Raw genomic sequence first — 12,133 nt, 5'->3', positions numbered from 1 at the left:
CCAGCCGGCACGGCCCGCGCTAGAAGGTGACCGCGTCCTCCTCGGGCAACACCTGGAAATCGGTGGTGGTCATTTCGGTTAGGCGGCCGTAATAGATTCCCCGCGCCTCCGGCGCCACTACACCCTGATGGATAGGTACCGCCCGTTGCGGCGCCACGGCCCGCAGATAGTCGACGGCCTCCGAGATCTTCATCCACGGAGCGGCGGCCGGCGTGGCCAGCACGTCCACCGGCTCCTCGGGAACGAACAACGCGTCACCGGGATGCATCAACCGGGCGCGGTGCTCACCATCGCCCACCAGGAACGAAATGTTCTCGATCACAGGGATTTCCGGATGAATGACCGCGTGGCGTCCGCCCACCGCCCGAATGGTGAGCTGCCCGACTTCGAGTTCGTCGCCGACGTGCACCGCTCGGCAGGGTTCACCGAGTTGCCCGGTGGTCTGCGGGTCGGCATACAGCACCGCCTCCGGATTTCCCTCGAGCAGCGCGGGTAGCCGCGTCACGTCGATGTGGTCGGGGTGTTGGTGCGTGATCAGAATGGCCGACAGCCCGGTAGTTCCCTCGAAGCCGTGGGCGAAAGTCCCGGGATCGAAAAGGATCCTGGTCTGACCGAACTCGGCGAGTAAACAGGAATGTCCGAAATGCGTCAGTTGCATGTCTACGATTGTGCCTTGATGCGGGCCGTGCAGCTGAGAGTGTTTCTGGCGACGATGATGGTCGCGGGTAGCTTCGCGATCGCGCTCGTCGCCGCAGCTCCCGGGCTGGCCGAACCGGAAACCTGCCCGCCGGTGTGCGATCAGATCCCGGGCGCCGCGTGGATCGCCCCGCGGTCGATACCTCTGCATTCGGTGTACAACTGGCCGGCGCCGGCGGGCATCAGCACCGCGCTGACGGGCGGCGCAACTCCCCGGTTCAAGTTCGAGCAGGTGTGCAACACCATGACGTTCCCGCAGGACAGCCGCAACTCGGCGGTGGCGGCACGGGCGTTGGTGGCCCACCCGGACGGGCAGTGGCAGCTGCAGGCCCAGATCGTGCACTGGCGAGGGGATACCGCCCGCGGCGGCGCACTTGCCGCCTCGGTGTTCGGCACCGCCGTCGCCGCCCTGCGGGGATGCCAGCTGGGCGCCCCCGCGCAGTCCCCCTCGGTCACCGACGACGAAACGACCCGGATGGCGGCCGTGATCAGCGGCCCGATCGTGGTGCACACCTACCTCGTCGCGCATGTGGCGAGCAGCACGATCAGCGAACTCACGCTGTGGGCCGCCGCGCCCCCGGAGACTTCGTGGCCGGCGCTCAGCGATACCGACGTCCTGGACGCGCTGATCGCCCCACTGTGCGAGGCCTACATAGCCTCGTGCCCTTAGTTGAAAAGCACGGGGAGACAATGAAACTCGACGTCCTCTACAGCGCCGCCAACCACCCATGGCCGCAGCTCCGTGACCACGTGTTGCGGGCTGAAGCCGAGGGTTTCGGCCGAGCATGGGTTTTCGATCACCTGTCCGGGGCGATGCTGTCCGGTACGCGGATGCTGGAGTGCTTCACGCTGGCGGGCGCGCTGGCCGCCGCCACGTCCACCATCGGCATCGGCACCCTGGTGGTCAACGCGGCCAACCGGCCGCCCGGGGTGGCGGTCGCGGCGGCCGCGTCGGTGCAGGAGATCAGCGGCGGGCGCTTCGTGTTCGGCCTCGGCGCCGGCGCGGCACCGGGCAGCTCCTGGTCTCGCGAACACGATCTGCTGAACATTCCGCTTCGTGACTCGATACGGGAGCGTCATCGGCACCTGATTCACGTCCTGGACCTCTGCGACGTGCAGTGGGACCCGGAGCGAGCGGACCATTGGGCGGGTTTCCCGCTTCCCTCACCCCGGCCGCCGACGCTGCTCGGCGTCAACAGCCTGGGGCTGGCCAGGATCGCCGGGACCCGCTGCGACGCCATGAACATTGCGCTGAACCACCCCCGGATCAGTGAGTTCATCGCCGCGGCCCGTGCTGCACGTGCCGCGTGTGAACTGGCCGGACGCCCTTTCGAGGTCAACGCGTGGACCGCTCTGAGCGACGCCGCCCTGGACCCGGGCGGGGACGCGCAGCGTCGCCTCGCCGAGCTGGGCGGCGACGGATTGGTTCTGGTCGCCTAGTCGCTGCCGGGGTCGGTAGAGTTGGCGCGGTCTGTCATAGCTGAGGAGGAACGCAGTGGCCCGCGTGGTCGTGCATGTGATGCCTAAAGCCGAGATTCTTGACCCGCAGGGCCAGGCGATTGTCGGCGCCCTGGGGCGGCTGGGCCATCCCGGAATCTCAGATGTCCGTCAGGGCAAGAGATTTGAGTTGGAGGTCGACGACACGGTTGACGATGCCCAGCTCGCCGAGATCGCGGAATCGTTGCTGGCGAACACCGTGATCGAGGACTGGACCATCAGCCGGGACTCGCAGTGACAGCACGGATCGGCGTCATCACCTTCCCGGGCACCCTCGACGACGTCGATGCCGCACGCGCGGCACGCATGGTGGGCGCCGAAGCGGTCAGCCTGTGGCACGCCGACGCCGACCTCAAGGGCGTGGATGCCGTGGTGGTCCCGGGCGGCTTCTCCTACGGTGACTACCTGCGGGCAGGCGCGATCGCCAGGTTCGCGCCGGTCATGGGTGAAGTGGTTGCGGCGGCCGGTCGGGGCATGCCGGTGCTCGGAATCTGCAACGGCTTTCAGGTGCTCTGCGAGGCCGGTCTGCTGCCTGGCGCCCTGACCCGCAATATCGGGCTGCATTTCATCTGTCGCGACGTGTGGCTGCGGGTCACCTCCACATCGACGGCCTGGACCTCGCGATTCGAGTCCGATGCCGACCTGCTGATCCCGCTGAAGTCGGGCGAAGGCCGCTACGTGGCGCCCAAGGAGGTGCTCGAACAGCTCGAAGGCGAGGGCCGGGTGGTGTTCCGCTACCGCGACAACATCAACGGCTCACAGCATGACATCGCCGGCGTCAGCTCCGCCAACGGACGCGTCGTGGGCTTGATGCCGCACCCCGAGCATGCCATCGAGGCATTAACCGGCCCTTCCGACGACGGGCTGGGCCTGTTCTATTCCGCGCTAGACGCGGTCCTGGCCGTCTGAGCCGTCGGGCCGACGTAAGGCGCTGGCGCACTGCGTAGTTCGCCGAAAGTCCGGTCGTCCGTCAGCGCCGGCCCGCCGCCCGGATCAGCTCGCGTCAAGCAGCAACGGTGGCGACAGTTCGGCGGCCGGCGTCAGGCGGCTGAACAGGTCGATGGCGGCGGCGGTGGCGCGGTCGGCGAAAGCCGCGAGATCGTCGAAGCGGACCCGGTCGCCGATCCAGCGGGACTGCTCGGCCATGACCCCGATGCGTTGCGGGTCGGACGAGCCATGCACGATCGCCGTGACGTCGCGATGCTGCTCGTTCCACGCGGTGGCCAGCGCCGTCAATCGGGCCTGGTCAGAGGCCGGAAAGAAGCATGCCGGGGTGATGCGGATCGTGAACACGTCGGGGTGCATAGGGGGAATCTCGAGGTGCACGTGCAGGCGGTGGGCGGTGTTGAGGACGAAGAAGAACTCGCCGTCGTGCCGGCCGCGAAAGTATCGCCGCGCCCTGGTGCACAGGTAGCGTTCGATCAGATTTGTGCTCAACGGTTCGCCCACGCGCTCAGACATAAGGCCATGCTCCGGTACGTGCGTGAGCGGACCCTTGAGCCAGGGCCAGGGATTGCAAAGAATCAGTTGAGAATTTGCTGAGCGTCAGGCCCCGCCGAACGATGGAATGATCTCGCGTCCAACGATATCGAGGTACTCCGACCGGGCGAGGTGGGGAATCGTGAACAGGAACTGGTCGACACCGCAACGCTGGTACTCCCGGATCCGCTCCACGCAGCGCGCGGGTGATCCGACGATCAACCCCGGCTCAGGGATGGACGCGAACTCGGCGCGGATCGCGGCCTCCTGATCAGCGGAGTCGGTGGGCGCGAGCAGGACCGTGACCGACAGCCGCAGCGACTCCGGATCGCGGCCGGCCGACTCGCACGCGCGGTTGAGGAAGTCGCGACGCTGCGTGACCTGCTGCGGCGACCACCAGCGCACGTTGAGCCCCTGGGCGGACCTGGCGGCGATCCGTTGCACCCGGTCGCCTTCGCCGCCGATCCACAACGGCGGGTGTGGCCGCTGCACCGGTGGCGGATCACAGATCGCGCCGTCCAGGGTGTAGAACTCGCCCCGGTAGGTGGGGTTCGGCTCGGTCCAGACCGCCTTCATCACCTCCAGCGACTCGGCCAGCGCCGAAACCCGTTCGCGAACCGGAGGGAAAGGAATCCCGTAGGCGTCGAACTCGCGTTGGAACCAGCCGGCTCCCATTCCCAGATCGAGGCGTCCCTCCGAGATGACATCGAGCGTGGCGGCCATCTTCGCCAGCACCGAGGGGTGGCGGTAGGAATTGCACAGCACGCTGGTGCCCAGGCGCAGCCGGGTGGTGTCCCGTGCCAGCGCGCTGAGCGCCGTCCAGCACTCCAGCAAGGGAAGCGAGGAGGGCGCCGCAGCGGAGCCGGTTCCGCCTGATTCGGCGGCGATGCCGGCGTCTTTGACGTAGTCGTCGGGGCTGATTGTCAGGAAGTGGTCGCACAGCCACACCGAGTCGAAGCCGTACTGCTCCGCCTTCTGTGAGACGGCGACCATGTCGCGATACGCGCTCACCGCCAGGCCGTTGACGGTGAGTGCCAGGATGAGGCCGAATCGGGCATCGGAATTCATTGTCTATGAACCACTTTCAGTGAGTCCGACGCCCGGCCCGGCGACTGTGCGGGGCAGTGTGACGGAGAACTTGTATCGCTCCGGCCGATGGTGGAACACCACCACCTCGAGAGGTTTGTCGTCGTCGGTGTAGCTGATCCGCTCGACGATCAACACCGGTGCACCGGCGGTGAGACCGAGGTCGCCGGCGACGTCGGGGGTAGCGCTGTCCGCACGAATTTCGTAGGTGGCCCGCCCGATCCGCACGCCCATGCCCTGTTCCCACATGGTGTAGGTGGTTGCGGTGGCCGGCGTGCCCGTGAGCAGAGGCTCGACGGCCGGACCCAATCCCGCCGGGAGGTATGCGGTGACGAGGGCGAGCGGTTCCTCTCCGGCGCGGAAGCGCCGACGTATGCACAGCACGTCGGAGATGCCCAGAACCCTGGAAATGTGTTGTGGTGCGGTGGTTGTCTCGTGTGACAGCACATCCACCTCGGGTGTGATGCCGGATTCCAGCAGCACCTCGGTGATGGTGCGGACGCCGGAGGTGAGTTCCTGCCTGACGGGTTCGGCAACGAAGGTGCCCAGGCCCTGCCGCCGCACCAGCCACCCCTGGCTTTCGAGCATGCCGACCGCCGCCCGCACCGTCACCCGGCTCAACCCGGTTCGGTCCATCAACGCCTTCTCGCTGGGCAGTCGTCCGCCCTCCGGTAGGCCTTGAGCGACGATCTGTGCCTTCAGTGCTTCGGCGAGCTGAGTAGTAGCCGGCACGCTGCCCCGCGATATCCGCAGTTCAGCGGCATCCAAGTCGAGCTCGGGGACGGCAGAGGTCATAGGACGTATTAAAACGTCTTATGCCGGTTCGCGTCAAGTGGTGTAATAGCAGAGTGGGCCTGACCGTCGAACGCTTCGACCATGTGGTGATCAACTGCCGCGACGTCGACGCCACTGCGGACTGGTACGAGCGGGTATTGGGCATGACGCGCGAGACGTTCGGGGAGTCCAACAGAACCGCGCTGCGTTTCGGGGAGCAGAAGATCAACCTGCGCCCGATTGGCGCGCTCGCCGATGACCCGGAGTGGGCCACCGGTTCGGTCGAAGCGGCCGGGTCCGAGGACCTGTGCCTGATCACCCGGGCGACCCCGGGCGAGGTGCGCGCGCACCTGATGGCGTGCGGGGTCGAGATCGTCGCCGGACCGGTGACGCGAACGGGCGCGCTGGGCCCGATGACATCCCACTACTGCCGCGACCTCGACGGCAATCTGATCGAAATCGCCGTCTACTGATCGTCTTTCAGAGCGGATACAACACCGGCAGGTTCACCACGATCGCCTCCTGGCTGTTGCGGGCGATGACCACCTCGGCCGGCGTCGTCGGATCCGGGTTCTCCTCACGGTGGGGCACGAACGGCGGGACGAAGATGTAGTCACCGGGTTCGGTCTTGATCCGCACCTCTTGCACGCCGTCATGAAAGACGAATTCCGGGTTGCCACTGCGCACATAGATCGCCGTCTCGGAGTCCCCGTGATGATGATTGCCCGATGCCGTATCGGGCTCGATGTATGTCTCACCCATCCAGAGTTGCTGCGCGCCGACGGACTTGCCGCTGATCGCGGCGAACCGTTGCAGCCCCTCGGTCTGGGCGGTGCCGGAGTCCAGTTCGGACGCCCGGATGTGATGAACGCGCGTGCGGCGCACATCGACGTCGTTCGCGTCGAAGTCTGGGTGAAATCCGTCCATCAGTGCTCCTTTCAGGCAGCCACGGTTCAGACGACCACGCTGAACGAATCGCGATAGGCTTCAAGCAGTCTCAACCACAGTTCACTGATGGTAGGAAAGCACGGCACGGCGTGCCACAGCCGCTCGACCGGAACCTGGCCGGCTACGGCGATGGTGGCCGCGTGCAGCAGTTCGGTCACCCCCGGCCCCGCCATGGTCACGCCGAGCACGCGGCGGGTATCGACGTCGACCACCATCCGGGCCCGGCCGGTGTAGCCGTCGGCGAACAATTTCGCACCCGTCACGACCTCGCCGATCTCGACGTCGATGATTTTGGCGCGATGATTGGCCTGCGCGGCCTGTTCGGCGGTCAGTCCGACGGCGGCCACCTCGGGGTCGGTGAAGAATGCCTGCGGTACGGCGTGATGGTCGGCTGTGGTGGCGTGTTCGCCCCACGGCGCCGTGTCGAGCGGTCGTCCCGCGGCACGGGCGCCGATGGCGGCGCCGGCGATGCGCGCCTGGTACTTGCCCTGGTGGGTCAGCAGCGCGCGGTGGTTGACGTCGCCGGCGGCGTAGAGCCAGCCGCCGTCGACGCCCTGCACGAGGCAGGTGTCGTCGACGTCGAGCCAGCTGCCCGGCGTCAATCCGATTGTCTCCAAGCCGATGTCATCGGTGAGGGGTGCGCGCCCGGTCGCAAACAGGATCTCGTCGACCTCCAGTTCGCTTTCGTCGTCGAGGGTCAGGCGGACCGGGCCGTCCGGGTCCGGCCGGTGCAGCGTCCGCACCGACACCCCGGTGCGGACGTCGACTCCGCCCTCGTCGAGTCCACGCCGGAGGAATTCGCCGACGAAGGGCTCCATTCGCGGCAGCAACCGCGAGCCCCTGACCAGCAGGGTCACCGCCGAGCCCAGACCTTGCCAGGCCGTGGCCATCTCGACACCCACGCCGCCGGCGCCGACGACCGCGAGTCGGCCCGGGACCGCGCTGCTGTCGGTGGCCTGGCGGTTGGTCCACGGCTTTGCTTCGCGGATTCCGGGCAGGTCGGGCAGTGCCGGGCGGCTGCCGGTGCAGATGACGATCGCGTGCCGCGCTGTCAGCGTGACCTGATCACCGCCGGACGGCGTGACCACTACCCGTCGCGGACCATCCAGTCGCCCGTGTCCGCGGATCAGCGTGGCGCCGATGCCGTCCACCCAGTCGGCCTGGCCCGAATCGTCCCAGTCGCTTACGTAGTGGTTGCGGCGGCCGAACACACCGGCGGGATCGAGCGAACCGCCGATCGCCTGGCGGGCGCCGTCCACTCGACGGGCGTCGGCGACCGCCAGGACGGGGCGCAGTAGCGCCTTGCTCGGGACGCAGGCCCAGTACGAGCATTCACCACCGACGAGTTCGCGTTCGACGACCGCGACGGACAGCCCCGCGGCCCGGGCCCGGTCGGCGGCGTTCTGTCCGACCGGTCCGGCGCCGAGCACCACGACGTCGAATTCTGTTATTGGCATGGTCAATCCGTTCCCTTCGTTGTGGGTCGCAGCTGCCGGGCGAGGTCAATCAGGCTGCCGGCGAGCAAATCTGGTTGTGGTAGGGCGTCGACGGGCAGCGGTGCATTGCCTGGCCGGGTGATGAGCGCCGTGCCGAAGCCGGCGTTGTGGGCGCCCAGCAGGTCCCACACGTGCGAGGCGACCATCATGCATTCGGCGGGTGCCACCTCGATCTCGTCGCACACGTACTGGTAGACCGATGGTGCCGGCTTGAACGCCCGGCAGCTGTCGACGGTGAACCGGTGCTCGAAAAAGCCTGCCAGGCCGGCGTTTTCGAGGGCAGTAGGCGCACCGGGCGGATGCGGCGAATTGGTCAGGGTGACGAGTCGAAAGCCGTTGTCACGCAACTGCGCAAGCCCGTCGGCGCTGTCGGGGTAGGCGGGCATGCGTCGCATGCCCGCGGTGAGGCGCCGGGCGTCGTCGTCGGTCACGCGCACCCGGTGGATGTCGGCGAGCATCCGCAGCACCCCGGCGGCGAGTTGGGCGAAGTCGACGTAGTCGTCGGACAATGTCGCGGCCATCGAATACATGACGAGCTGGTTGAACCACTCCCGCAGGACCCGCCGGTCGCCGAAAAGCTCCCCGAACAACGGCGCCAGCGATTCGATATCGATCAGAGTCTCGTTGACATCGAAGACCAGCACGGACGGTATGGCCACTGATCAGCCTCCCCACGTCATTCGCGATCCATGACCACCACCATCTTGCCGCCGGCCTGCCCGGCCTCCATCACCCGGTGGGCCTCGCGAATCTGATCGAAGGAAAAGATGCGGGACGGCCTCGCGTCCAGCGTGCCGTCGGCAACCTGTTGTGCGATGGCCTGCAGAGGCACGTCTGCCACCGGGAAGCCGGGCGTGCCGAACACAAAGCTGCCGAAGAAGTTCAAGTTCACGCCGCTGGCCATCCGCAGCAGCGGGTTGAAATCCCCGATGGGATCCAGGCCCCCCAGCCATCCCGCCAGGCACGCGGTGCCACCGCGGCGCAGCATGTCGAGGGAGTCGAGGATGGTGCTGTTGCCCACCAGATCGAGGACGGCGTCCAGCTGTTTGGCTTCCGGTAGGCGGGCGGCCAGGTCGGTTCTTTCCAGCTCGACGCGGTCGGCACCGAGTGCCTCCAGCATGGGGATACGTCCGCGGCTGCGCGTCGTCGCGATGACACGCGCTCCGTCCGCCACCGCCATCTTCAGCGCTGCCTGCCCGAAAGACGATGTCGCACCGCGGATCAGCAAGGTCTGCCCTGACGCCAGGGCGAGGTTGCGGAACAGGCATGTCCAGGCCGTCGCGTACGTCTCGGGCAGAGCCGCCAACTGCGACCAGGGCAGGCCGGACTCGATCAGCGCGACGTTGGCCGCGCGTACGCGGGTGAATTCGGCATAGCTGCCGTTGATCGTTCGTCCCAGGCCGCCCATCAGCGCGGCAACCTTGGCGCCGACCGGAAATTCCCCGCCGGGGCAGGCATCGACGATGCCGACGCACTCGATGCCGCTGACTTCGGCGGCCTCCGCCCATTCACCCCGCCGCATGTGCATTTCGGCGTGGTTGATGCCGAATCCCTTGACCCGGATCACCACCTCGCCGTCTCTGGGCACCGGCTTGGGGATATCGGTGTAGACCAAGCTGTCGAGTCCCCCGAATCGCTGCAAAATGATTGCGCGCATCGTGTTTTCGCCAGCCGTCTCGCGCACCACGGCCGGGGCGCTAGGTATCTTGCCGACGTCCCTCGCGATGGTATCCACGGCGTCCCCTCCCAGGCCGAATGGGTTGTTTATCCCACTATTATGGGCTACGCATCCCAGAGATGTCCAGTGTGGCGGGGGTCAGGCTGTGGACTCGGGCCGCGCGGACCAGCGTCGCCCCTTCGGGACGAACGCGGCGACATACTCGACCGCGGCAGTCAGCGCGGCGCGCATCGGCTCCGGTTCGCCCGTGGCGTGGGTGATCATGGCGCCGCCCTGGTGGGCGATGACCAGAGACGCCGCCAAGTGCCGCGGTTCGGCGTCGGAACGCAGCGCACCCCGCCGGCGCATGGAAGTCAGTCCATCGGTGAAGATCTCGATCCACTCGTCGTAACCGCGGGCGACGTCGTCATGAATCTCGCTGTCGGCGTCGATCAGTTCCCCGGCCAGCGAGCCGTAGACGCACCCGCCGAGTCGGTAGACGGTGTCGATGTCGTCCAGGCACGCATCGGCCCATGCATGCAGGGCATCGACGCTGTCGAGCGCGCCCATGCGGGCCTGGGTGTGAAACGTTCGCACGTCGCGACGACGACTGGCGATGACCTGGCGGATGAGATCGCGCTTGTCGTGGAAATAGTGGGTGATCTGCGATCCGCTCACTTCGGCGCGGGTGCGCACCTCGTCGATGCTGGCATTGGCCACTCCGCGTTCGAAGACGACAGCGGCCGCCGTGTCGACGATGCGGCTTCGGGTGGCCAGACCCTTCTGTGTCAACCGTGGCGCCTGTGCGTCGCCGGTCGGCGGGGACGTGCGCCGGGTGCGCACCCGCCGGGGCGGCCGGAGTGCGCGTTCGGCGGGATCGGTGGCGAACATCCGTAGATAGTTAACGGCGAATCGCGTCGCATCGGCGTGCGGCCACTCCGCTCGATATGTAAAGGCCAGCGTGCCGCCGCCCTGATGAGCGCAGACCATCACCGCTGCCAGCGCGTGGGGTTCGGCTCCGCGGACCAGGAGGCGGTTGTCCTTCATGCGCGCGATGGCCTGCTCGAAGAGCGCGATCCACTGCCGGTATCCGTCGGCCAGGGCCGCGCGCGTGGCGTCGTCGGACTTGGCCAGTTGTGCGGCGAGAGCGTGATACGTAGGCGTGCCGGTGTACTCGATACGGCGCAGGTAGCGCATGTTGAGATCCAGCCAGCGCTCGTAATCGTCGAACGTGTCCAGGTCCCCGAGCTTGGGTTGGCGGTGGAAGTCGAGCACGACGCCGATCTGCCGGCTGATCACGGCCCGGATCAACGCACGCTTGTCGGTGAAGTAGTGCGCCAGTTGGGAACCGCTCACCGAGGCGGCCTTGCGCACGTTGTCCATGTTGAATGCCGCCAGGCCCTCCGCGACGATCAACTCGGCCGTCGCCAGGACGATCCGGTCGCGGGTGGCGCGGCCCTTGGCGGTCAACCGCTGTTCGACGTCCGGATCGGCCATCGCGACAGGCTAACCCGCAACAGGTGACGGTTATGGGATATTCAGCCCATTGATCGCCTCACGCGGCCATGCGGTGTCCGGACAGGAACGTCTGGATCAGTTCGGCAACCTCGGCTTGCGCCGACTCGAGCAGGAAGTGGCCGCCGTCGAGCAGGTGGACTTCGGCGTGCGGCAGATCCGTGGTGAAGGCCGTTGCGCCCGCCGGCCCGAATATCTCATCCCCGCGCCCCCACACCGCGAGCAGCGGAACACCCGAGGCGCGGAAGTACTCGTGCAGGCGCGGGTACATCGGTGCGTTGGTCGCATAGTCGCGGAAAAGCTTGAGCTGCACCAGATCGTTGCCCGGCCGGGAGATCAGCGCGAAATCGTGATGCCACGATTCGGGATCCACCAGCGTCTCGTCAGGCACCCCGGTCAGGTACTGCCAACGGGTGGCTTCCAGGGTGAGAAACTGCCGCACCGCCGCCTCGTTGTCCGGATTCGGGTCCTCTTGATACGCCCAGACCGTCCGCCAGAAGCTCTCGACGAAACCCGCGTCGTAGCCGTTGCCGTTCTGGCTGATGATCGCTGTGATCGCGGACGGATTGCGCAGTGCCAGGCGCCACCCGATCGGTGCGCCGTAGTCCTGCACGTACATGGCGTATCGGTCGATACCCAGGGTGTGCAGCAGTCCTTCGGTGAGATCGGCGAGGGCGTCGAAGGTGTAGTCGAACTCGTCGACGGCGGGCGCGTCGGACAGTCCGAAGCCCAGATGGTCCGGTGCCACCACGTGGAAGCGGTCGGCAAGTTCCGGGATGAGATTGCGGAACATGTACGAGCTGGTCGGAAAGCCATGCAGCAGAACAACTGTGGGCTGATCCGGGTCGCCGGCCTCGCGGTAGAACAGACGGTGACCGTCGACGGTGCGGTAACGGTGGTGAACGGTCGGCATGGCGCGCTCCCTGAAGCAGTTTTGGGTTATATAACCCATTATGCACCTGCGGATCTCAGATGCAACCATTGA

15 protein-coding genes are annotated in these 12,133 nt (G+C 67.0%); 5 read left to right on the top strand and 10 right to left on the bottom strand.

What is annotated here, in order from left to right; all coding sequences use genetic code 11:
* Positions 1–19 precede the first annotated feature (19 nt).
* Positions 20–658 (bottom strand): MBL fold metallo-hydrolase, encoded by a 639-nt coding sequence (locus QXH22_RS29840; RefSeq protein ID WP_306277810.1) that lies wholly within the window; start codon positions 656–658, stop codon positions 20–22.
* On the opposite strand from QXH22_RS29840, the gene QXH22_RS29835 reads away from it, so the two are divergent.
* The 4 genes from QXH22_RS29835 to purQ are packed head-to-tail and all read left to right on the top strand — an operon-like array spanning position 635 to position 3,102.
* Positions 635–1,366 (top strand): ATPase, encoded by a 732-nt coding sequence (locus QXH22_RS29835; protein ID WP_306277809.1) that lies wholly within the window; start codon positions 635–637, stop codon positions 1,364–1,366. The genes QXH22_RS29840 and QXH22_RS29835 overlap by 24 nt on opposite strands.
* Positions 1,367–1,386: 20 nt before the next feature.
* On the top strand, positions 1,387–2,136 hold the full coding sequence (locus QXH22_RS29830; RefSeq protein WP_306277808.1) for an LLM class flavin-dependent oxidoreductase: 750 nt from the start codon (positions 1,387–1,389) through the stop codon (positions 2,134–2,136).
* A 55-nt stretch (positions 2,137–2,191) separates the two neighbouring features.
* Entirely contained in the window at positions 2,192–2,431 is a 240-nt protein-coding gene (gene purS, locus QXH22_RS29825) for a phosphoribosylformylglycinamidine synthase subunit PurS (protein WP_306247620.1), read from the top strand.
* Entirely contained in the window at positions 2,428–3,102 is a 675-nt protein-coding gene (gene purQ, locus QXH22_RS29820) for a phosphoribosylformylglycinamidine synthase subunit PurQ (protein WP_306247622.1), read from the top strand. The genes purS and purQ overlap by 4 nt, the downstream gene beginning before the upstream one ends.
* Before the next feature lie 84 nt (positions 3,103–3,186).
* Here purQ and QXH22_RS29815 read toward each other — a convergent pair whose 3' ends face one another.
* The 3 genes from QXH22_RS29815 to QXH22_RS29805 all read right to left on the bottom strand — a co-directional run bounded on the left by QXH22_RS29815 (position 3,187) and on the right by QXH22_RS29805 (position 5,553).
* On the bottom strand, positions 3,187–3,654 hold the full coding sequence (locus QXH22_RS29815; protein ID WP_306247623.1) for a hypothetical protein: 468 nt from the start codon (positions 3,652–3,654) through the stop codon (positions 3,187–3,189).
* Positions 3,655–3,738: 84 nt separating this feature from the next.
* Positions 3,739–4,740 (bottom strand): TIGR03619 family F420-dependent LLM class oxidoreductase, encoded by a 1,002-nt coding sequence (locus tag QXH22_RS29810; protein ID WP_306277807.1) that lies wholly within the window; start codon positions 4,738–4,740, stop codon positions 3,739–3,741.
* A 3-nt stretch (positions 4,741–4,743) separates the two neighbouring features.
* The gene (locus QXH22_RS29805) at positions 4,744–5,553 is read right to left on the bottom strand and encodes a GntR family transcriptional regulator (RefSeq protein ID WP_306277806.1); all 810 of its coding nucleotides are present in this window, start codon (positions 5,551–5,553) and stop codon (positions 4,744–4,746) included.
* 20 nt (positions 5,554–5,573) lie between these two features.
* Between QXH22_RS29805 and QXH22_RS29800 the strand changes: the two genes are divergently transcribed.
* Positions 5,574–6,005 carry a VOC family protein gene (locus QXH22_RS29800; RefSeq protein WP_306277805.1) on the top strand — a complete coding sequence of 144 codons (432 nt, stop codon included), beginning with the start codon at positions 5,574–5,576 and terminating at the stop codon, positions 6,003–6,005.
* A 7-nt stretch (positions 6,006–6,012) separates the two neighbouring features.
* Here QXH22_RS29800 and QXH22_RS29795 read toward each other — a convergent pair whose 3' ends face one another.
* From QXH22_RS29795 to QXH22_RS29770, 6 genes are all read right to left on the bottom strand, one after another.
* Positions 6,013–6,459 carry a cupin domain-containing protein gene (locus QXH22_RS29795; RefSeq protein WP_306277803.1) on the bottom strand — a complete coding sequence of 149 codons (447 nt, stop codon included), beginning with the start codon at positions 6,457–6,459 and terminating at the stop codon, positions 6,013–6,015.
* 26 nt (positions 6,460–6,485) lie between these two features.
* Entirely contained in the window at positions 6,486–7,937 is a 1,452-nt protein-coding gene (locus tag QXH22_RS29790) for an NAD(P)/FAD-dependent oxidoreductase (protein WP_306247632.1), read from the bottom strand.
* Positions 7,938–7,939: 2 nt separating this feature from the next.
* A complete protein-coding gene (locus QXH22_RS29785; protein ID WP_306247634.1) occupies positions 7,940–8,635 on the bottom strand; it encodes a haloacid dehalogenase type II in 696 nt (231 codons plus the stop codon).
* A 17-nt stretch (positions 8,636–8,652) separates the two neighbouring features.
* Positions 8,653–9,633: a zinc-binding alcohol dehydrogenase family protein gene (locus tag QXH22_RS29780; protein WP_306248009.1), complete on the bottom strand. Its 981-nt coding sequence runs from the start codon at positions 9,631–9,633 to the stop codon at positions 8,653–8,655.
* Positions 9,634–9,792: 159 nt separating this feature from the next.
* On the bottom strand, positions 9,793–11,130 hold the full coding sequence (locus QXH22_RS29775; protein WP_306277802.1) for a TetR/AcrR family transcriptional regulator: 1,338 nt from the start codon (positions 11,128–11,130) through the stop codon (positions 9,793–9,795).
* A gap of 58 nt (positions 11,131–11,188) precedes the next feature.
* Positions 11,189–12,061: an alpha/beta fold hydrolase gene (locus QXH22_RS29770; RefSeq protein ID WP_306247638.1), complete on the bottom strand. Its 873-nt coding sequence runs from the start codon at positions 12,059–12,061 to the stop codon at positions 11,189–11,191.
* Positions 12,062–12,133: the final 72 nt, after the last annotated feature.

Origin of the sequence: Mycobacterium sp. TY814 (assembly GCF_030755175.1) — a bacterium.
Taxonomy (GTDB): Bacteria; Actinomycetota; Actinomycetes; order Mycobacteriales; family Mycobacteriaceae; genus Mycobacterium.
Note: the sequence above shows the minus strand (reverse complement) of the source record. Positions and strands in the feature narration are given on the sequence as shown.

Excerpts from the sequence above, each read along its gene's own strand:
- QXH22_RS29835 (WP_306277809.1), top strand. The coding sequence starts at position 635 with ATGTCCGAAATGCGTCAGTTGCATGTCTACGATTGTGCCTTGATGCGG.
- QXH22_RS29840 (WP_306277810.1), bottom strand. The coding sequence starts at position 658 with ATGCAACTGACGCATTTCGGACATTCCTGTTTACTCGCCGAGTTCGGT.
- QXH22_RS29830 (WP_306277808.1), top strand. The coding sequence starts at position 1,387 with ATGAAACTCGACGTCCTCTACAGCGCCGCCAACCACCCATGGCCGCAG.
- QXH22_RS29815 (WP_306247623.1), bottom strand. The coding sequence starts at position 3,654 with ATGTCTGAGCGCGTGGGCGAACCGTTGAGCACAAATCTGATCGAACGC.
- QXH22_RS29810 (WP_306277807.1), bottom strand. The coding sequence starts at position 4,740 with ATGAATTCCGATGCCCGATTCGGCCTCATCCTGGCACTCACCGTCAAC.
- QXH22_RS29805 (WP_306277806.1), bottom strand. The coding sequence starts at position 5,553 with ATGACCTCTGCCGTCCCCGAGCTCGACTTGGATGCCGCTGAACTGCGG.
- QXH22_RS29800 (WP_306277805.1), top strand. The coding sequence starts at position 5,574 with ATGCCGGTTCGCGTCAAGTGGTGTAATAGCAGAGTGGGCCTGACCGTC.
- QXH22_RS29795 (WP_306277803.1), bottom strand. The coding sequence starts at position 6,459 with ATGGACGGATTTCACCCAGACTTCGACGCGAACGACGTCGATGTGCGC.
- QXH22_RS29790 (WP_306247632.1), bottom strand. The coding sequence starts at position 7,937 with ATGCCAATAACAGAATTCGACGTCGTGGTGCTCGGCGCCGGACCGGTC.
- QXH22_RS29780 (WP_306248009.1), bottom strand. The coding sequence starts at position 9,633 with ATGCGCGCAATCATTTTGCAGCGATTCGGGGGACTCGACAGCTTGGTC.
- QXH22_RS29775 (WP_306277802.1), bottom strand. The coding sequence starts at position 11,130 with ATGGCCGATCCGGACGTCGAACAGCGGTTGACCGCCAAGGGCCGCGCC.
- QXH22_RS29770 (WP_306247638.1), bottom strand. The coding sequence starts at position 12,061 with ATGCCGACCGTTCACCACCGTTACCGCACCGTCGACGGTCACCGTCTG.